The organism is Plantactinospora veratri (assembly GCF_036421995.1).
GTDB classification, from domain to species: Bacteria; Actinomycetota; Actinomycetes; order Mycobacteriales; family Micromonosporaceae; genus Plantactinospora; species Plantactinospora veratri.
In genome coordinates, this window is sequence record NZ_JAZGQL010000017.1 from 82,643 (window position 1) to 101,574 (window position 18,932).

General features: G+C 67.4%; 17 protein-coding genes and 2 tRNA genes. 13 read left to right on the forward strand and 6 right to left on the reverse strand.

The window, feature by feature from the left end; translation table 11 throughout:
• The first annotated feature begins 296 nt into the window (after nucleotides 1-296).
• Entirely contained in the window at nucleotides 297-953 is a 657-nt protein-coding gene (locus tag V1634_RS22190; RefSeq protein ID WP_331209801.1) for an HAD family hydrolase, read from the forward strand.
• On the opposite strand, the gene V1634_RS22195 is transcribed toward V1634_RS22190, so the two are convergent.
• Nucleotides 950-2,185 (reverse strand): XRE family transcriptional regulator, encoded by a 1,236-nt coding sequence (locus V1634_RS22195; protein ID WP_331209802.1) that lies wholly within the window; start codon nucleotides 2,183-2,185, stop codon nucleotides 950-952. The genes V1634_RS22190 and V1634_RS22195 overlap by 4 nt on opposite strands.
• 580 nt (nucleotides 2,186-2,765) lie before the next feature.
• Between V1634_RS22195 and amcA the strand changes: the two genes are divergently transcribed.
• The 10 genes from amcA to V1634_RS22245 are packed head-to-tail and all read left to right on the forward strand — an operon-like array spanning nucleotide 2,766 to nucleotide 11,249.
• On the forward strand, nucleotides 2,766-2,948 hold the full coding sequence (gene amcA / locus V1634_RS22200; protein WP_331209803.1) for a multiple cyclophane-containing RiPP AmcA: 183 nt from the start codon (nucleotides 2,766-2,768) through the stop codon (nucleotides 2,946-2,948).
• Nucleotides 2,945-3,916: an NAD-dependent epimerase/dehydratase family protein gene (locus V1634_RS22205; protein ID WP_331209804.1), complete on the forward strand. Its 972-nt coding sequence runs from the start codon at nucleotides 2,945-2,947 to the stop codon at nucleotides 3,914-3,916. The genes amcA and V1634_RS22205 overlap by 4 nt, the downstream gene beginning before the upstream one ends.
• Before the next feature lie 21 nt (nucleotides 3,917-3,937).
• Nucleotides 3,938-4,885, forward strand: a complete 948-nt coding sequence (locus tag V1634_RS22210; protein WP_331209805.1) for a thymidylate synthase — start codon at nucleotides 3,938-3,940, stop codon at nucleotides 4,883-4,885.
• On the forward strand, nucleotides 4,882-6,618 hold the full coding sequence (locus V1634_RS22215; RefSeq protein ID WP_331209806.1) for a carbamoyltransferase family protein: 1,737 nt from the start codon (nucleotides 4,882-4,884) through the stop codon (nucleotides 6,616-6,618). The genes V1634_RS22210 and V1634_RS22215 overlap by 4 nt, the downstream gene beginning before the upstream one ends.
• Nucleotides 6,600-7,646, forward strand: a complete 1,047-nt coding sequence (locus V1634_RS22220; RefSeq protein ID WP_331209807.1) for a CgeB family protein — start codon at nucleotides 6,600-6,602, stop codon at nucleotides 7,644-7,646. The genes V1634_RS22215 and V1634_RS22220 overlap by 19 nt, the downstream gene beginning before the upstream one ends.
• A 51-nt stretch (nucleotides 7,647-7,697) precedes the next feature.
• Nucleotides 7,698-8,219: a P-loop NTPase family protein gene (locus V1634_RS22225; RefSeq protein WP_331209808.1), complete on the forward strand. Its 522-nt coding sequence runs from the start codon at nucleotides 7,698-7,700 to the stop codon at nucleotides 8,217-8,219.
• Between the two features lie 24 nt (nucleotides 8,220-8,243).
• On the forward strand, nucleotides 8,244-9,059 hold the full coding sequence (locus V1634_RS22230; RefSeq protein WP_331209809.1) for a class I SAM-dependent methyltransferase: 816 nt from the start codon (nucleotides 8,244-8,246) through the stop codon (nucleotides 9,057-9,059).
• On the forward strand, nucleotides 9,056-9,793 hold the full coding sequence (locus tag V1634_RS22235) for a phosphotransferase (RefSeq protein ID WP_331209810.1): 738 nt from the start codon (nucleotides 9,056-9,058) through the stop codon (nucleotides 9,791-9,793). The genes V1634_RS22230 and V1634_RS22235 overlap by 4 nt, the downstream gene beginning before the upstream one ends.
• A gap of 23 nt (nucleotides 9,794-9,816) precedes the next feature.
• The gene (locus V1634_RS22240) at nucleotides 9,817-10,467 is read left to right on the forward strand and encodes a histidine phosphatase family protein (protein WP_331209811.1); all 651 of its coding nucleotides are present in this window, start codon (nucleotides 9,817-9,819) and stop codon (nucleotides 10,465-10,467) included.
• Nucleotides 10,464-11,249: a phosphotransferase enzyme family protein gene (locus V1634_RS22245; protein ID WP_331209812.1), complete on the forward strand. Its 786-nt coding sequence runs from the start codon at nucleotides 10,464-10,466 to the stop codon at nucleotides 11,247-11,249. Before V1634_RS22240 ends, V1634_RS22245 begins: the two co-directional genes overlap by 4 nt.
• A gap of 126 nt (nucleotides 11,250-11,375) precedes the next feature.
• On the opposite strand, the gene V1634_RS22250 is transcribed toward V1634_RS22245, so the two are convergent.
• The 3 genes from V1634_RS22250 to V1634_RS22260 form a co-directional block, all read right to left on the reverse strand.
• On the reverse strand, nucleotides 11,376-13,619 hold the full coding sequence (locus V1634_RS22250; protein ID WP_331209813.1) for an N-6 DNA methylase: 2,244 nt from the start codon (nucleotides 13,617-13,619) through the stop codon (nucleotides 11,376-11,378).
• Nucleotides 13,616-14,242, reverse strand: a complete 627-nt coding sequence (locus V1634_RS22255) for a hypothetical protein (RefSeq protein WP_331209814.1) — start codon at nucleotides 14,240-14,242, stop codon at nucleotides 13,616-13,618. Before V1634_RS22255 ends, V1634_RS22250 begins: the two co-directional genes overlap by 4 nt.
• Nucleotides 14,243-14,767: 525 nt before the next feature.
• Nucleotides 14,768-14,843: transfer RNA gene (locus V1634_RS22260), tRNA-Lys, on the reverse strand.
• Between the two features lie 188 nt (nucleotides 14,844-15,031).
• On the opposite strand from V1634_RS22260, the gene V1634_RS22265 reads away from it, so the two are divergent.
• Both V1634_RS22265 and V1634_RS22270 read left to right on the forward strand, forming a co-directional pair.
• Nucleotides 15,032-16,270: a L,D-transpeptidase gene (locus V1634_RS22265; RefSeq protein ID WP_407951828.1), complete on the forward strand. Its 1,239-nt coding sequence runs from the start codon at nucleotides 15,032-15,034 to the stop codon at nucleotides 16,268-16,270.
• Nucleotides 16,271-16,507: 237 nt separating this feature from the next.
• A complete protein-coding gene (locus V1634_RS22270) occupies nucleotides 16,508-17,800 on the forward strand; it encodes a L,D-transpeptidase (protein ID WP_407951829.1) in 1,293 nt (430 codons plus the stop codon).
• A gap of 270 nt (nucleotides 17,801-18,070) precedes the next feature.
• On the opposite strand, the gene V1634_RS22275 is transcribed toward V1634_RS22270, so the two are convergent.
• Together V1634_RS22275 and orn are read right to left on the reverse strand one after the other, a co-directional pair.
• A tRNA-His gene (locus V1634_RS22275) sits at nucleotides 18,071-18,143 on the reverse strand.
• Between the two features lie 145 nt (nucleotides 18,144-18,288).
• The gene (orn, locus tag V1634_RS22280) at nucleotides 18,289-18,885 is read right to left on the reverse strand and encodes an oligoribonuclease (RefSeq protein ID WP_331210029.1); all 597 of its coding nucleotides are present in this window, start codon (nucleotides 18,883-18,885) and stop codon (nucleotides 18,289-18,291) included.
• Nucleotides 18,886-18,932: the final 47 nt, after the last annotated feature.

Here is an 18,932-nt window from a genome sequence, read left to right on the forward strand (position 1 = left end):
CCGCCCTTGTCAAGGCCATTCAGCTGCTGCGATCCAACTCACAGGCCCGACCTGCAGAGTCGATCGTGCAGATACGGACTGGTCCGTCCGGGCGGGTCGTCGTGATCCGACGGCGGTACCCCATGTCCGGAGAGCGCAACTGTCGCCCACAGCAACTGCGCGAACCTTTCCGCGAGGTTCGGTCCGCCCGTGCTCGCGGTCATCGCCGATGCGTCGAGCCTGCCGTCTGCGCCCGGAGACTCCGGGCACACAGACTCCCGTAGATCACTCTCCGTGGCCGGGGGCACAATCAATAGGTGATCGCGAGCGTGTTCTTCGATGTGGGCGAGACGATCGTTGACGAGTCCCGGGAGTACGGGACCTGGGCGGACTGGCTGGGCGTACCGCGCCACACCTTCTCGGCCGCCTTCGGAGCGGTGATCGCTCGCGGCCTCGACTACCGGGAGACGTTCCAGGTGTTCCGGCCGGGGTTCGACCTGACCGAGGAGCGGAAACGCCGGACGGCGGCGGGACAACCGGAGTCGTTCACCGAGGAGGACCTGTACCCGGATGCCCGACCGTGCCTGGCCGCGCTGCGCGAGTCAGGGCTGCGCGTCGGCCTGGCCGGTAATCAGACGGCTCGGGCGGAGATGATCCTGCGTGCCCTGGACCTACCAGTCGATGTGATTGGCACCTCGGACGGCTGGGGTGTGGAGAAGCCATCCGCGGCGTTCTTCGAACGGGTGGTGGCCGAGGCGGGTTGCCCGGCCGGTCAGGTGCTCTACGTCGGCGACCGGTTGGACAACGACATCCGGCCGGCGCAGGAAGCAGGGATTCCGACCGCCCTGGTCCGTCGCGGCCCGTGGGGCTACATCCTCGATGACAGGGCGGTCAGCGACCGCTGCCTGTTCCAGCTCGAATCGCTGGCCGAGCTGCCAGACCTCGTACGCAAGCACAACGAGTCCGCTCGCTAACCACCCGGAAGAGCTGCCCGGCTGGCGGTGAGAGCGGCGATGCGTTCGTCGAGCCAGGCACCGTGTCGACTGTCGCCGAGTACGGGCCGGACAGCTCGGACCCGGTCGAGGCCGGTGCCGTACCAGTCGGCCTGCAGGGCGTTGACGGCCTGATTCAGATAGTCGGCGGCCCGGTCGCCGTCACTACCATGGGCGGTGGCGAGATCGGCGAGTACAACGCTGCGCTGCTTGGCGCTGGTGCTGCTGAGCCCGGCGAGCGCCTGGCTGAGCTGGCCGGCGGCTTCGCGGTGGTCGCCGCTGGCGAGGGCGGCATACCCGGCGAACGAGTGCAGGCGGCCGTTGTCGTAGAAGTCGAGCCATTCGGGTGGGGTGGAGTCGGCGTCGATCGCCCCCGCCGCCAGGTCGATGTGATGGCGGCTGGCGGCTGTCGCTCCGGCCCGCGCCTCCACTTCCGAGGCGACGCAGTGCAGCCAGGAGCGAACCATGGGACTGACGCCGTGCCAGGTGTGCTGCAGGGCCGCGTCGATCAGCGGGCGGGCGCTGGCCGGGTCGTGACCGAAGGCGGGGATGAATGCCATGTGGCCGAAGACGGTCACGGCCAGGGCGTGGTTGCCGGCTTCGCGGGTGGCGGAGAGAGCGACGTCGTAGCAGCGTTCGGCGATGGCGGGTTGGCTGAGGTCGAAGAAGGCGAGTCGGGCGGTGAGCAGCGCGGATTCCGCGAGCGCGCTGGCGAGACCGGCCCGGCTGGTGCCGTTGGCGGCGCGCAGGAGCCCGATGCCGAGCTGGGTGTGGGCGTAGGCAGCCTCGTAGAGCGGCTTCGCTGGGCTGGTCCAGTACAGCTCGCGCTGGCAGCGCACGATCTGCCGGTACGAGTCGGGGTCGACGGTCTTGCCGTCGGCGTGTGCTGCTTCGGGGTCGAGGGACAGCAGTGGCGCGACCAGGGGCAGCATGCTGGCGCCGACGAGCGCGCGTAGGACGGACGCCCGGTCCCAACCGTTGCCGTTGTCGTCTCCGGTGAGCATGTCCCACAACCTCCTGAACTCGTGCAGTGTTTCCGCGTCCGGGCGTACGGCCAGCTCGTCGGGAGTGAGCAGGCCGAGGTCGCTCGCCGGCTTGCCGAGGATCGCAACCAGGTATTTGCGGTAGCGCGGATCCGGCCACCGCTCGCCGATCTCCCAGCGCCTGACGGTGTTGGCGTTGAGCCCGGTGTCGGTCTCGCCGGCACGACTCATCTCGGTACGGATGCGTTCGGTGATCTCCTCGTAAGACCAGCCGCGTTGGAGTCTCTCCCACGCGAGCCGGCGGTTCGGGGAGTAGCGCCGTCCCGCCATCACGTACCTCCGAGCATCGCCTGCCGACATCGATCACGCTAGCCAGTTCGGCTACGGCTCGTCACTACCTGGTTGCGATTGGACGGGTAGCGGACGGTACCGGTCCACGGCTGTGGACGGTTCGCTGATGCCGAGCATCGAGCGCTGCCGTTTCCGGTGGCATCGGTGGTCGCCGACCGATCGTCAACGGCATGGGGTTCATGGTGAACGTATTGATCAGGATTGGCCAGACTTCGCCCGAGCTGGACTCCATTGGCGTGATGGCGGTCGGCTTCGGTGCCGTGAGGTTGATTCCTCGCCCGCGTACCGCCATCGGGGCTGCGCAGGCGGGTGACCGGCGGGCTGCTCCCAGCCGCTGCCTCCCAGTGGCGGACCCGCCAACCTCCCGGCGGGTCCGCCACACCGGCGGTCGACCACACGGGTCCGGGGCCCATCCCCGCCATCGCAGGCACGGCGCACACACGCCCAGTGTGAGAACTCGATGACGCTCTACCTCTCCCGCAACGCCAAGGCGTCGGCGGCCGAAGGCTCCACCGGCTCCGTTCGGCCCGGGGTGCTGATCGCGACCGAACGGATCGAGCTTTCCCGGATCGACCCGCCCCTGTACACCGACGTCTGGCGCCGGCTCTTCGAGGAGAGCCGGCGCAGGGAGGGGCACCGATGATGTCCCGCGTCCTGGTCACCGGCGCGGCCGGGTTCATCGGCTCGCACCTGGTTGACGCGCTACTGGCCAGAGGTATTCGGGTCGTCGGCCTGGATCGCCGCCGGCTCGGCGAGCACGCCCTCGCGGACGAGAACCTGGCGAGAGCCGTCGCCAATCCGCTGTTCATGCCGTACTGCCTAGACCTGGCCACCGACCAGCTCGACGACGCGGTGGCGAGCTGCGACACCGTCTTCCATCTCGCCGCGCGTCCTGGCGTGCGGCGGTCGTGGAGTCGTGAGTTCCTCGACTACACCCAGGCCAACGTGCTCGGCACCCACCGGTTACTCGATGCCTGCACTCGCCAGGGCGTCCGTCGGCTGGTCGTCGCCTCCTCGTCGAGCGTCTACGGCCCGGCCGACCGACCCAGCCGCGAAGACGATCCGACCAGCCCGGTCTCCCCGTACGGGGTGAGCAAGCTCGCCGCCGAGCAACTCTGTCTCGCCTACGCCCGGCGAGCCGACAGGCCGCTCAGCGTCGTCGCGTTGCGTTACTTCACCGTGTACGGGCCCCGGCAACGACCCGACATGGCGATCGGCCGGGTCCTGTTTGCCGCCTATACCGGCTTTCCGGTCACCCTGTTCGGGGACGGCAGCCAGCGTCGTGAGTTCACCTTCGTCAGCGATGTCGTCTCCGCCACCCTCGCCGCCGGACACCTCGACACTCAAGCGGCGGTGGTCAACGTCGGCGGTGGCGCGAGCGTGTCGATGCTCGCGGTGATCGACGAGGCGACCAGGGTCACCGGCCGCCAAGTGCCGGTGAAGGTCGTCGCAGCCCAACCGGGCGACGTACCTGCGACCGCAGCCGACCTGACCCGCGCCGGCCGATTGCTCGGCTACTGGCCCACCGTCGGGCTCCGCGAGGGCCTCGCCCGCCAGGCCACCTGGCTGGTCAACCTCTCCCGCGACCGACTCGCCGCTTTCACCTCCTGACCTCCGCGAAGGAGCCTGCCCATGATCGTGTTAACCGCCGGCTCGGCGAGTGAGTTGTTCACCGCCGCCTGCCAGGCCGTACTCCTCAACGGCCGGACTGCATGCCCCCGCGACCTGACCACGACCGAGGTGATCGGCGCACACCTGTGCCTGGCCAACCCTCGGCGGCGGTTCGTCGACGTACCGCCCGTCCGGGTGATTAATCCCGCCTTCGCGGTCGCGGAGGCACTCTGGATCCTCTCCGGCTCCGACTCCCCATGGATCTTCGACTACAACGACAGGCTGCGGGCTTACGCCGACGACGGCGTGCTACGCGGCGCGTACGGGCCACGGCTGCGCCGGTGGGACGGCCGGATCGACCAGCTCGACGCGGTACAACGGCAACTGCACAAGGACCCGGAGTCGCGGCGAGGGGTGATCCAGCTCTACGACCCGTCCCGGGACCATCGCGGCCACCGGGATGTGCCGTGCACCCTCGGCTACCGGTTCTTCATCCGGGACGGCCGATTGATCATGCACACCAGCATGCGCAGCCAGGACCTGTGGCTCGGCTTCCCGTACGACATCTTCACCACCACCCTGATTCAGGAGTTGATGGCCGGCTGGCTCGGCGTCGAGTTGGGCGAGTACCACCACCACGTCGACTCCCTGCACCTGTACGCCGACAACGCGCAGGCAGCCACCGCCTCCCTGCACGGCACCGCAGGCACGGCAGAACTGGACCCGATCGCCGCGCCCTGGCCGGAACTCGATGTTCTCCTCCAGCGCGTGATCTCTGGCAACACCGGCCCTGGCGACGGCCCGACCTGGGACGCGTTCGGCCGGACGCTCGCCAGCTACCGCGCCTGGAAATCGGGTGAGCGCGACCAAGCACGCAAGCTCGCCGCCGACACCCCCGATCCGCTCGGTGCCGCCCTGTCGAGCTGGTACGACCACCTCACCTCAACCACGGTCGGGGACCGGCGATGATCGCGCGACGATCCGCACGGGGCGCCGAGGTGGTACTCGGGCTCTGCGCCTACACGCACGACTCCGCCGCCGCGCTCCTGGTCAACGGCCACCTGATCGGCTTCGCCGAAGAGGAACGCCTCGACGGGGTCAAGCACAGCAAGGCGTACCCCGCCAAGGCCGTCGCCTGGCTCCTCGGCGAGGCCGGGTTGACGGCGAACGAGGTGACGACGGTCGCGTACAACTTCGACGGCCGCCGCTACCTGCCAGCACTCGGCCAGCTTCCCGCGCACCTGGCCCGAGCCGCGACCCGCAGCCGAGCGGTCGCCCGCTCACGCAGTTTCCTCACCGTGCACCGCCGCTACCAGGCGCGCATGCGGGACCTGGCGCGACGCTTCCCGCTCGCCCGGCGCGTCCCCGTGCTGCACCACCGCGCACACGCCCTCTACGCCTTCCTGTCCGCCGGCGTGGACGACGCGGCGGTCCTGGTCGTGGACAGTCTCGGCGAGCTGCAAACCACCACGATCTGGCACGCCGCCCGCCGCGACGATCAGCCTCTTCACCTCCGCCTGGCCGCTGCCATCAAGGATCCGGCGTCGCTCGGCTACGCGTACGGCGCCGTGACCGAACACCTCGGCTGGCGGCGCGGCGACGAGGAGGGCACCGTCATGGCGCTGGCCGCCCTCGGCGAACCCGCACGCTTCGGTGACCTGATGTCCCGCGCGATCCCTCTGACCACGGACGGCTTCGCCCTCAATCCGGGGTTGTTGCCGCTTCGGGTCCTGTCCAGCCTGTACCGCCGGACGAGCCCGGCGTTCACCTCCGCCACCTGCCCACCTCGCCCACCGGACGCGGCGGTCGAACCGGTGCACGCCGACCTCGCCGCCGCCCTACAGGAACGCACCGAGCAGGTAATGCTGCATTTGGCCAGGCGAGCCACCCGCCTGACCGGCTCCGGTCTGCTCTGTCTCGGCGGCGGCGTCGCGATGAATTGCGTCGCCGCCGGGCAGGTCGCCCGGGCCGGCATCGTCGACGAGGTCCACATCCCACCCGCGCCGGGAGACTCCGGTACCGCGATCGGGGCCGCCGCAGCCGCCTGGCTCGACGCCACCGGCCGCCCGCCCACCGGCATCGGCGGGCACTGCTACCTCGGCCCGGCGTACCCCAATCTGGTTCTGTCCGGCGAATCACGGCCTGGTCTTACCGTCGAGCGCCCGGCCGACCCGGTCCAGCACCTCGCCCGGCAGCTCGCCGACGGAGCGATCGTCGGACTCTTCACCGGCCGACTGGAGGCCGGACCACGTGCGCTGGGCAACCGGTCCATCCTCGCCTCGCCCTTCGCAAACGAGGTCGTGAATCGACTGAACGGCACGGTGAAGTTCCGCGAGCCCTTCCGTCCGTTCGCCCCGGTGATCCTCGCCGACAAGGCCGCCGACTACGTCCGGCTCCGCCAGTCCTCGCCGTTCATGTCCATCGCCGCGCCGGTCACCGAGCTGACCCGGACCCACCTGCCCGCGATCGTGCACGGCAACGGCACCGCGCGGGTCCAGACCGTAACCCGTACTCAGCACCCGTTCCTCGCCAGCGTGCTGGCCGCGTTCGGCGAAATCACCGGACATCCGGTGCTGATCAACACATCGTTGAACATCAAGGGCAAACCGATCTGCGGTACCCCGGACATGGCCCTCGACTGCCTCGTCGAGACCGGCCTGGACGCCCTGCTTATCGAGGGCTGGTGGGTGACGAAGTGCTGATCGGGTACAGCTTCTGGGGTTTCCTCGGCCCCGGCGTCGTCGACACCCCCGACGGCGGACGTAGCCACCGCCGCCCCCTGGTTGACGGGCTACGCCAGGCCGGCCACGACATCGTGTTCCTCCAGCCCAACCGCGACCTGTGCGACGCCGGCCTCGACCTCACCGGCAGCTACCGGTGGGACGCCGGGATTCCCAACCTCGACGCGTTGTTCCTCGAATGGCGCTGGCCCATCCCCGGCCGAAACACCCTCCCCTGCGGCGGGCCCGGACACACCTGCGACCTGCACCGCCAAGCCGAACTTGTCACCCACTACACCCACCGGCTCGGCACCCCGACGATCCTCTGGGACAAGGACCGGCGGCTCGACCCAGCCGACCCGCTCCGCCAGAGGGTCAACGTCACCGTCTGCGAACCAGCCCTGCACCCGAGCCCCGGCGCGACGACGCTGCTCTTCCCCGTCGCCGACACGATCCTCGACGCTGCCGACCCCGACAAACTCGCTGCCCAGCGTCGCTCGATGCCGCTGGTCTACGTCGGCAACCAGTACGACCGCGACGATGCCTTCGACACCTTCTTCGCTCCCGCCGCCATGGACCTGCCCCACCTGATCGCCGGCAAGTGGCCCGACAGCCGCCGCTGGCCCGACCTCAACTTCATCGGCCGGATCTCATTCCCCCAGGTCGCCGAGATCCACGCCGACGCGCTCGCCACGGTGCTGCTGCTTCCGGAGCGCTACGCCCAGGCTGGCCAGATCACTCAACGGATCTTCGAAGCGGTCCTCGCCGGCTGCGCACCGCTCCTGCCCACCACCGTCTGCGGCGCCGCCGAACTCGTACCGGCGAGCCTGCACGTCAGGCAGGCCACCGACGTCCGGGACCGGGTCGGCTGGCTCGCCGAGATCGTTGGCACCAGCGACCACGCCGACCTGATCGCCGACTGCCTACGGCGCCTCGACCCGTTCCGGCTCTCCAACCAGCTTGGCGTGCTCGATCGTCTCCTGCACCATCCGGATCCGGCGCCGTCATGACCTGCCGTGTCCGCCCGACTCCGCCCCGCACCGCCCCTACTCTGGAGGACCATGGACAGGATCGCCATCATCGGCTGCGGCGGCAGCGGCAAGTCGACGATCGCCCGGCAGCTCGCCCAGATCCTCGACGCGCCCCTGACCCACCTCGACGCGACCTACTACGACGAGCAGTGGAACCCGCTGCCTCAGGAGGAGTTCGCCGCCAAGCAGGAGAAACTCGTCGCAGGCGAGCGGTGGATCATCGAAGGCAACTACGCCGGTACCTTGCCGATCCGGCTGGCCGCCGCCGACACCGTGATCTTCCTCGACCTTCCCGCCGCCACCTGCCTCTGGGGCATCGCCCAGCGACGCCGGCGCTACCGGGGCGGCCAGCATCAAGCCGACGGAGTCTACGACCGGATCACCTGGAACTTCGTCCGGTACATCCTCAGCTACCGACGCACCATGCGACCCCGGGTCCAGAACCTCATGCGGGAACACGGGCCGCACGTCCGGCTGATTTCGCTCACCAGCCGCCGGCAAGCCAACCAACTGGTCGACCGGCTACGACGACAGGCCCAGCCGATGACCTGACCCGGGCGGGGCGGGAGGCGACCGGTGTCGGCTAACCCGTTCCTCGACCCCGCTCTGGTTCACGGCGACCTCTACCGAACCGGCGAACGTCTGGCGGAACGCACCCGTGCGCTGCACGAAGCCAAGGTCGCCGGACGAGACGCTGCCGAGGTCATCGCCGACCTGCTCGCCCGGCGGACCTTGCCCGGTGCCGTGGTGCTCGACATCGGCTGCGGACGGGGTACCAGCACGCTCCGCATCGCCGCCCGTCTCCGCCCTCGACGCCTCATCGCGGTTGACGCCTCGGTCGAGCTGCTGGACATCGTCCGTACCCGGTTGGCCGAGGCCGGAGCGGCCGGCTCGGTGATCTGTGCCGACTTTCACCACCTGCCGTTGCTCCGTCCGGTGGCCGACGCAGCGGTAGCCGCGTTCTGCCTCTACCACTCGCCGACACCGGCCGCCGCAGTCGCGGAGATCGCCCGTTGCCTCCGTCCCGGGGGTGTTGCCGTCCTCGTGACCAAGTCGCTGGACAGCTACGCCGAGCTCGACCAACTCGTCCAAGCCGCGGACCTCGACCCCGACGCAGCCCGCCGCCCGAGCCTTTACGGAAGCTTCCACAGCGGCAACCTGCTCGACATCGCCGCCAGCCACCTCGCCGTGCTCGACGTCTTGCACGAGCAACACGTCTTCGAATTCGCCGGGGTCACGCAGCTCGCCCGATACCTCGCCACGACCCCGAAGTACCGGATTCGCCCGGCCGACGGACCGGCCGACCTCGCCACGATCCTCCGGGAGCGGTTGCCGGCGCCGCCCTATCTGACCCAGTCCACCGTCAGCTACGCCCTGGCGGCGCGGCTATGAGCAGCAACCTCTTCATCAAGCGGTACGACGACGTGCGGCGCTGCTCGGCAGCGGCGGCCCACCACGACTGGCTCACCGGGCTGAAGTCCGAGGTCCGCCTCCCGCACCTGATCACGCGGGCAAGTCGACATCTGGTCTTCGAACGGCTACCGGGCCGGACACCCGAGGTGACCGACCTGCCCCGTGTGGCGTCCACACTCGGCCGGCTGCACGACGCTACGTACCGGAGGGAACTGCACTCCGCGCGCCTCGACCAACCTCACACCACGTCGACCGGGCTGGTGCTTCCCGATTTCGCCAGCCCGCGTCGAGAGGCGCTGCACCGTGCCGCCCGTGTCATGGGCGTCGACTTGGCCGCACTCGACGCTGTCCTGGACCGGGCTTGCCAGCCGGCGGCCTTCTACAAGGACCCGAACGTCCGCAACTACCTCGTCGAGGAAGAGAACGTCGCCGTCGTCGACTTCGACGACCTCACCCTCGCCCCGTTCGGCTACGACCTGGCCGGACTGCTCGTCACCGCATCGATGACGCACGGCCGCCTCGACGAGCGAATCCTCACGGACTGCGTCGACGCTTACCGGCTTGCGATCGTGCCCAACGTCTGTGAGCTGAATGAGCTGCGGCAGTACGCCGAACTGCACCACCTCTTGACGCTTCGATACCTCGGCACCAACGGATACCAGCACCCGTGGCCCACCGTCCGGCCCTGGCCCGACCCGTTCGCGTCAACCTGACCGCCCCCGAAGGAGCCCTGCCGATGACCCCACCTACCGAACTCGTCATCGCCCGTCACGGCGAGGCCGCCTGCAACGTCACCGGAATCGTCGGCGGCGAACACGGCTGCACCGGACTGACCGACCGGGGTCGGCACCAGGTCACCCGGCTCGCTGCCCGGCTGGCCGTCGAGCACACAGCTCGACCGTACGCGGTCTTCTACTCCACGCCCCGACTCCGGGTGGTCCAGACCGCCGAGATCATCAGGCAGGCCCTCCAACTGCCACCCGCCGTCGAGCCGGAACTTCGCGGGCCTGACCACGGCGACGCCGACGGCCAACCGTGGGCGGACGTCAAGACCGCCTTTCAAGGTCCGCCCCAACACGCCCCGGATATCCGGTACGCCAACGGCTCGGAGACGTGGAACCAGTACCTCGAGCGGGCGACCAAATCCCTGCAGAAGATCCTCGCCCGGCACGACGGTGAACGGATCCTCATCGCCGCCCATGGCGAGACCATCGAGGCGGCCAACAATCTTCTCCTCGCACTCCCCCAGAACGCTTGCCTGCGGCTCGGATTCGTCACCGATCACGCCTCGGTGACCCGATGGCAGCGACCAACCAACCGGTTCGGCCGCACCATCTGGCAACTCGTCGCCCACAACGACACCCGACACCTCCAACCTGCGCGATGACCAGCAACGATCTCCTTCAACTCTGCCGGCGTCTTCTCGACACCGACGCCGTACCCGTGACCTGGCACCCGGGCCACACGGGCACCCAGGTACTCCGCGCCTCAACCGCCGCGCACGGGGAGGTGATCGTCAAACCACACCGCAGCCAAGAACGGCACACGCAGGAGGTGCACGCCTACCGGACCTGGGTCCTGGCCCTCGGTGACCGGGCGCCCCGCCTACTCGCGACAACCGACGAGCCGCCCGCGATCGTCATCACCGCCGTGCCCGGTATCCCGCTCAGCCAGCAAAGACTCTCCCCCGAGGCCGAGCAGGACGCCTACCGCCAGGCAGGACGGCTGCTCAAGACGCTCCACGCAGCCGGACCGCCGAGGCTGGAGCCGGACTGGACAGCCTGGCTCGCCGAACGCGCCGAGTACTGGATCCACCAAGCCGGAGACCGCATCACGCCCAGCTACCGGGCCGAGGTACGCGCCCACATGCGAGCCCTCCAAGACCTCGCACCGCTATCGACCCAGCCGTGCCACCTCGATTTCATGCCCCGCAACATGATTTACGGAGACGACGGCGTCCTCCGGCTAATCGACTTCGAGCACAGCCGCTACGACCTACTCGCTCGCGACCTCGTACGCCTCTCCACCCGCATCTGGCCCCTCCGCTCCGACCTACGCGACAGCTTCCTCGACGAGTACGGCCAGCTCACCCCAAGGGATCACGAGGTGTTGAAGCACGGAGCCCACCTAGACTCCCTGACCAAACTGCGCCACTTCGATTCCGATTAAGACGCACCTGGCGAGATCTGAGAAACACCATAAATCGGTCCGAGCGTGGCATTCGCCGCCGAGCGGAAGCACGATCGATGGCACGAGCCGACGCCTCCGGATCCGTTCGACCCTCAAGCCACCAGATCACGACTTCATCACCGAAGGCAACGCCAGATCGCGGATGGATTGCATCATCGAGAACGCTCGCGCGTGCTGTTCGATGTGGACATCGATCGAATCCATTGTAGTAGCGAGATCCTGCTGCACCTCGACCGATGGGACCGGTATGACGAGTTTTCGCAACGTGTCCGCACTGATGTGCGGGATCGCGGTGGAGTGAGATTCAGCCATGATCCATCCGTACACCTGGGTACTGTTTAGGTAGTGCACGAGGTACTCGGGCACAATCCCATCGCTACCCAGGCGAATACGCATGCAACTTGGCCCCAGAAGCCAACCGTCTTCAGCCTCCCGCACGAGCCCATGCCGTCCGAGCGTTCCTGATCGAGCACAAACGATGTCACCCTGTTGAAGATTGTAATTCGCGAGTTTCGTCGAGACCTCTGACCTAACCGTGTCCAGATCATCGTGACTCAGATGGCCGCGCTTGATGTTGCGGGGCAGCACAAGCGGTATCCACCCTGGCACGGTCAACCCGCGCTCACGGTCCACTGCGCCCGGGCCTGACTGAATGCTGCATATGTCGCCGAGGGACACTTCTCGCCGCTTCCCGGCGATCGAGCTTTGCAACGCCGCAAGGCGGGAATCGACATCGCGACGCGTCCGCTTCGCTCGCTCAGCCAACTCGTCTAGCTCCCGTTGCAACGATTCCAGCCTGGCCGACGGCGACTCTGCCAGCGAACCATGGAAGTGAATCTCTTCACGCACGTACCGTCGTGGCTGGAGGTCGTAATCATTCCGCCGGATCTCCTCGATGCCAACTGGCCGAACCAAGGGAGCTCGGTAGCCAAGGTTCTCCGAACGGCCGAATGTGCACCAGTTACGATACTCCTGAACTATCTTCGCTACTTCGTCGTCGCGCAGAACACGTTGGGCGCGCTCATTGGTAGAACCCATGCTCGTGGCATCGACGAAGAGGATCTCCGACGATGAGGATTCGCCAGGCTTTGGTTGGCGAATGAGCCAGAGCGACACCGAAATTCCGGTAGCTGCGAAAAGCCCCGGAGGGAAGGCCATGATGCATTCAACCACTCCCGCCTCGATCATCTTACGGCGGATCTCCGCGCTCAATCCACCAGCAAACAGCGCACCGTTCGGCATCAGAACCCCGGCCCGTCCCCCCGGCTTCAATTTGCGCACTGCGAGCTGGAGCCACGCAAAGCTTGCGGCGCGCTTGCTGGGCACCTCGTATGGCCACGCGTCCTGTTCAATGCCATCCGGAAGTATCATATTGAAGGGTGGATTAGACAGAACCATATCGAACTGTTCAGCGGCGAATGCGCCGCGGATAATCTCGGGACCACCGATTTGCAGTTTCGCCTCACTGCCGTGCATCGACAGGTTGAACAACGTCATCCGGAGCGAGCGTCCGTTCATCGCCTGACCGAATAGCGACTCCACACCGCGCTGTGCCGCTGCCACAAGCAGTTCGCCAGACCCGCACGACGGGTCGTACACGCTGCTCGTACTTGGTGGGTCGAGAACCTCGATCATGCACCGAACCACCGATGGCGGCGTGAAGTGGCCACCGTGTCGGCCGAGGTCGCGGTTGACGTTCTCCAGCAGCGCATCGAACATCGAAGTTGACCCCACGCTGTCGAGGTCGATCTCATCGAAAAGCCTGATCGCCTCCATCAGCTGCTGGTCGTTGGAGAGGTTCGAGGCGATGGTGGGGAACAGTGGAACGTCGTGTTCCTGGAAGGGCATATCGCGCAGTATGCGGTTCACACCCTCCCAAGAGCGCTGCTCCGTAATCAAACGCCAACTCTCCGGATCAGTCTTCCGGAGATACAGCATGGCCATGATGAAATCGACAGCAGAGGCGAACTCGAGATTGCCCCGTAGCAGATCCATGATACGCCACAGTTGGCTTGTCCAGTCGACGCGTGCTCTCGCAGAAACGTGCGACGACTCGACCTCAACGCTCGGTGCGGGTGCACCACCATTGCGGATAAATCTATCGCCGTACGTGACGCCTAGCGCTTCGTCAGGCTGCAGGCTGTTGCGCGCAATCTTGCGCCGGCTCAGCCAGCCTGCAACCTCGTCCGCAGCGAATAGCTCCTGTCCGGATATCACTTTCGGTGAGGGGAAGTCATTGTGCCGCTTGCGCCAGTTGCTAGCCGCGCTGACACCGACTCCCGCCAGCCTCGCGATGTCGCTGAGTGTCAGATGCTGACCTCGTTCGATCATAGTCACCTCACCGGTCACCGGAGCCGCAGTACGTGCGGGGCCTGATCGACCAGCCGCACGGCGGCGGCCAGTCCGGACGACATGTAACCGAGCAGCCGGTAGATCGTAGCGTGATCGGCCATCAGGTCACGCCGGTGAATCGGCTCGTGGTGCATCACACGGTTGCGCAGCCGCAGCGCCTCCTTGAGCTCCGCGTGCAGGGCATCGCGACGCCCGCGATAGCGAGGAAACGCCCGATGCAGTGCGGGTACCCATAGCGTGCGGTCATAGGTCTGACTGACCAGTGACACCCAGAATCCGAAGGTAAGCTCCGTGACCAGGTCGTCCGCCTTCCAAGGTGTACGAGGGGACATCTTCTCCCGCGCCTGCTTCACTAACCGCTGCCCATGTTCATTGAGCGGCGCCACCGACCACCAGTCAGCACGTCCGAACCGGACACCCAGCTCGCGATGCAGCGCGTTGCGCAAGGTGATCTCGACGAAATGCAACAGCGGGTAGAACGCCGCAGAGGCACGAATGTTCCACATGTACAGGTGCCACCCCGCGGCGACGTCGCCATCACAGTCGGCGAGGTACGGAGCAAACCTCGCCTCGGAGAGCGCCCCGTCGATCCAATCGTCGTTGTCGTCGGTGGAAGTCATCTTGGCCTCTTGGATCGCAACACCACGGCAGCACGATCCCGTGGTAGCGTGCATGGTGTAAGCCCCAGGTCCGCCTCTGCTTCGGCATGCCGCCTGGGGCATCGTCTTTGGCCCGCCCGATCCGGGACCGCCAAGTTCTTCCGATTGCCTCATCGGAACGGTATCCCGACAAACGCTGCGAGTCAAGTACACCGACGTACTCGTGAAACTGTGAACTCGCTCTGTACGCGGTGGTACACACGTTGGGTAAGGTCCGGGTGAGCGAACCAAGGGCCTGCGGGTCGATCGAGGGCCTTGCGTGCCGTTGCTGGACCCAGCCGGCTCCGGTTCGCCTGGGCTGCTCTGCCACCCGGGGAGTGGAGACGAAAGCCCGTCCACCGCCAAACGATCATGATTGCGGTGGCGGTTCCGCAACCGCGTTATCCGTCCAACCGCTCCCGAGCGCCCGTCGAGCACCCAGCCGCCGACACGGACACGATGAAGGCCCTGATCCGGCGTGAAACGCCAGGTCGGGGCCTTGATCGTTGGTGCGCCGCCAGGGACTCGAACCCCGAACCCGCGGATTAAGAGTCCGCTGCTCTGCCAGTTGAGCTAGCGGCGCTCGCTGACAACGGGAGAAACCTTAACACGGCCACAGGAGGCGCTTCCAACCAGTTCCCCTCTCGGCCACGAGGAGCTCACCTGAGCCGGCAAAACGGTCATTCCTCCCATAGGTTTGGCGTCCGGGGTCAAAACTGTGGCCCCGATAGTGCACGATGTCTCCCGGGATTCGAGTGAACCGAGGTGGGGATGGGCAGGAGCACGCGCAACTGGGTGATGATCATCGCTCTGGTGGTCGCCACGCCGCTGGGTGCGGCGGCGTGTGGCGGCGACGGAGACGAGAAGCCGCAGTTCGTGAGCGGTAACGGCGGGGCGGCCGGAGCGACCCCGAGCCCGACACCACCCGCCGAGCCGCTCGAGTTCGCGATCACCCCGGCCAGCGGCGCCAAGAAGCAGCCGGTGAGCGTCGAGATCGGCACCAGCGTCAAGGGCGGCAAGATCAGCAACGTCAGCCTGACCCTCGCCGGAGGCGAGGCGGTCCGAGGTGCGATGCGGCCGGACGGCACGTCCTGGGTGCCGGCGGCGCCACTGAAGTACGGCAAGACCTACACCGCGCAGGTCACCGCGACCTCCTCGTCCGGCCAGGCGGAGACCAAGACGACCTCGTTCATCACCATGGCCAAGCCGAGGTCGGTGATCGGCTCCGGCCTCTACCTCTTCGACGACAAGACCTACGGCGTCGCCATGCCGGTGGTGGTCGAGTTCTCCCCGGGGATCCCCAAGAAGGACCGGGCCAAGGTGCAGCAGCGGATGTTCGTCGACTCCGACCCGCCGCAGCCCGGCGCCTGGCACTGGGTCTCCAACGGGACCCAGGCCTACTACCGCGCCCCGGAGTACTGGCAGCCGGGGACGACGCTGGGCGTACGGATCGGGCTGGAGGGCATCCCGCTGAGCAACGGCCGGTACGGCAACGTCGACCGCAAGGCGACCGCCAAGATCGGCAACAGGTTCGAGATGAAGGTCGACAACAAGACCAAGAAGATGACCGTCCTCGAGGACGGCAAGGTGGTCCGGACCATCCCGGTGAGCCTCGGCAAGAAGAGCACCCCGTCGTCGAGCGGCACCATGGTGGTGATGGAGAAGAAGCAGTCCACGGTCTTCGACACCCGCGACGACCCGGACCCGGCGAACCGCTACGTGACGGACATCGACTTCGCCCAGCGACTGACCTGGGGCGGAGAGTACATCCACGCCGCTCCGTGGTCCGTCGGTGACCAGGGGCGACGCAACGTCTCGCACGGTTGCGTCAACGTCTCCACCGCGAACGCCCGCTGGCTCTTCGAGAAGACCAAGACCGGCGACCCGGTGACGATCACCGGCACCGAGCGGAAGCTCGTCTCCGGCAACGGCTGGACGGCCTGGAATCTGCCGTGGAAGGAGTACGTCAAGGGCAGCGCCCTGCCGGTCCCCGCCGACCTGGGTGCGTGACGCGGACCGGATCGGGGCCAGTTCAAGGAGACGGACCGGCGACGGATCGAGGACGACTTCGGTCGACATTGAGGTACCAACCGGTTAAATCGACCTCATCCAATGGTGTTCTTGGGCACGGGAGGAAACGAAAACTTGCTCACGGACGTCATTGGGAGAGGATGACCGTGGGGACCGAGTGGGTACAGCTGTGAGAAACAGCAGTGTGAGGGGATCATGCGACCAGGCCGGAATCAGATGACCCGTGGCACCTCCGACCGGGGTCTGGCGACGCGGGTACGACGACCCGCGCCGCTGCGTGCCCTCGCCTCGGTCCTGATCGCCGGGGCCCTGGCGGTCACCGCGACCGCCTGCACCGGCGACGGCGACAAGGGCGCCGGACCCTCGTTCCAGGGTGGCAGTGAGGCCGAACAGCAGCCGAAGGCCTCCGCGACGATCACCGCGCCGGCCGCCGACGCCAAGGACGTACCCGCCTCGGCGGAGATCGCCTTCAGCAGCAAGGACGCCGTCGAGACGACCGTCGAGGTCAAGAACGCGGCCGGTGAGGCCGTCAAGGGCGCGCTCACCGCCACCGGGACCTGGCTGCCGGAGAAGGCGCTCGAATACGGTGCGACGTACACCGTGACCGTGACCGCGACCGGCGACGACGGCAAGCCGGCGACGACGACCAGTACCTTCACCACCATGGCCAAGCCCGGCAAGCAGGTCCGGGTGACCAGCTTCCTCGGCGACGGCCAGACGGTCGGGGTCGGCATGCCGTTGATCGTCAAGTTCAGCCGGGCGGTGCCCGAGGACTACCGGGACGACGTGCAGCGCCGGATGACCGTGCGGGCCACGCCGGCCCAGGAGGGGATCTGGCACTGGGTCAGCCCCACCGAGGTGCGCTACCGCCCGAAGACGTACTGGAAGGCCAACACCAAGATCTTCTACAAGATCCAGGCCGGCGGGCTGCCGATGGGCGACGGCTGGTACGGCCGGGCCGACCTCACCGTCGACATCAAGACCGGGCCTGCGGTGGTCATGACCGTCGACAACAAGACCAAGAAGATGACGGTCAAGAAGGACGGGAAGGTCATCAAGACCATCCCGGTCAGCCTCGGCAAGAAGAGCACCCCCTCCTCCAGCGGCACGATGGTGGTCATCGAGAAGCTGAAGGAGACCGTCTTCAACACCATGGACGACCCGAACCCGGCCAACCGCTACATCACCGACATCGAGTACGCCCAGCGGCTCACCTGGGGCGGCGAGTTCATCCACGCCGCGCCCTGGTCCGTCGCCTCGCAGGGGCGTACGAACGTGTCGCACGGCTGCGTCAACATGTCCACCGCGAACGCGAGCTGGCTGTTCAACCAGACCCGGGTCGGCGACCCGATCGTGGTGAAGGGCACCGAGCGCAAGCTGCAGAACGGCAACGGCTGGACCGACTGGAACATGAGCTGGGACGAGTACGTCAAGGGCAGCGCGATCCCGGTCGGCGAGACGGCAACCGCACCCACCACGGAGCCGACCGCGGGCGCCGTGACCGGCTGAACCGGCGGCAGGCCCGGCAGCGCATCGCCCCGGTACCGCATCGCCCCCGGCCGCACCGCCCTCGCCCCGCCCCGGAACCGTCCGGAGCGGGCGAGGCGTTTCGCGAGGACATCCCGCCGAGGGCGTATCGCGAAGGCTTCTGCTGCGCAGGGCGTGCGGCGAGGGTAGGGCCGCCCCGAATCGATCTCGGCTACCCACCCCAGAACGATCAAGACCCCCTCGCAGGAGGGGGTCTTGTCTCGACCTGCGGATCGTGAGATCCGGCATGAGGGTGACTGATGGGATTTGAACCCACGACACCCGGGACCACAACCCGGTGCTCTGCCAACTGAGCTACAGCCACCATGTTCAGTTTGATCAGGAACATCCGCCCAACCGGCTCAGAGACCCGGCAGGGCGACGACCAATGATAGCCACACCCCTCCCCCCGCCGTCGACCGGGTTGCACCCTGATCCGAGACGACGGCGGGACCGCTGGGCCGACGCCGTCAGAGTTCGGCGGCGATGGCCTTGGCGGCGTCGACGTCCGGGCCGGGCAGCGGTACGAAGATCGTCCGACGGTAGTACTCGAGTTCCCGGATGCTCTCCCGGACGTCGGCCAGGGCCCGGTGGGCCAGCCCCTTGGCCGGCTGGCCGAAGTAGACCCGGGGGTACCAGCGGCGGCACAACTCCTTGATCGACGAGACGTCGATCATGCGGTAGTGCAGGTGGGCGTCGAGTCGCGGCATGTCGCGGGCCAGGAAGCCCCGGTCGGTGGCGATCGAGTTGCCGCAGAGCGGCGCAGTGCGCGGATCCTTGACCAGCGAGGTGACGTACTCCAGCACCAGGTCCTCGGCCTCGCGCAGGCTCACCGTCGAGCGGCGGGCCTCCTCGGTCAGGCCGGAGCGCTCGTGCATCGCCCGCACGATCTCCGGCATGCCACCCAGCGCCTGCTCGTCGGCGTGGATCACCACGTCCACGCCCTCACCGAGCACGTTGAGGTCACGGTCCGTGACCAGCGCGGCAACCTCGATCAAGGCGTCCTTGCCGAGGTCGAGCCCGGTCATCTCACAGTCGACCCAAACGAGAAGATCAGCCACGACGATCAGACTACGCGCAGCCTCGGCACCCGCGCCTCAACGCTGTGGACAGA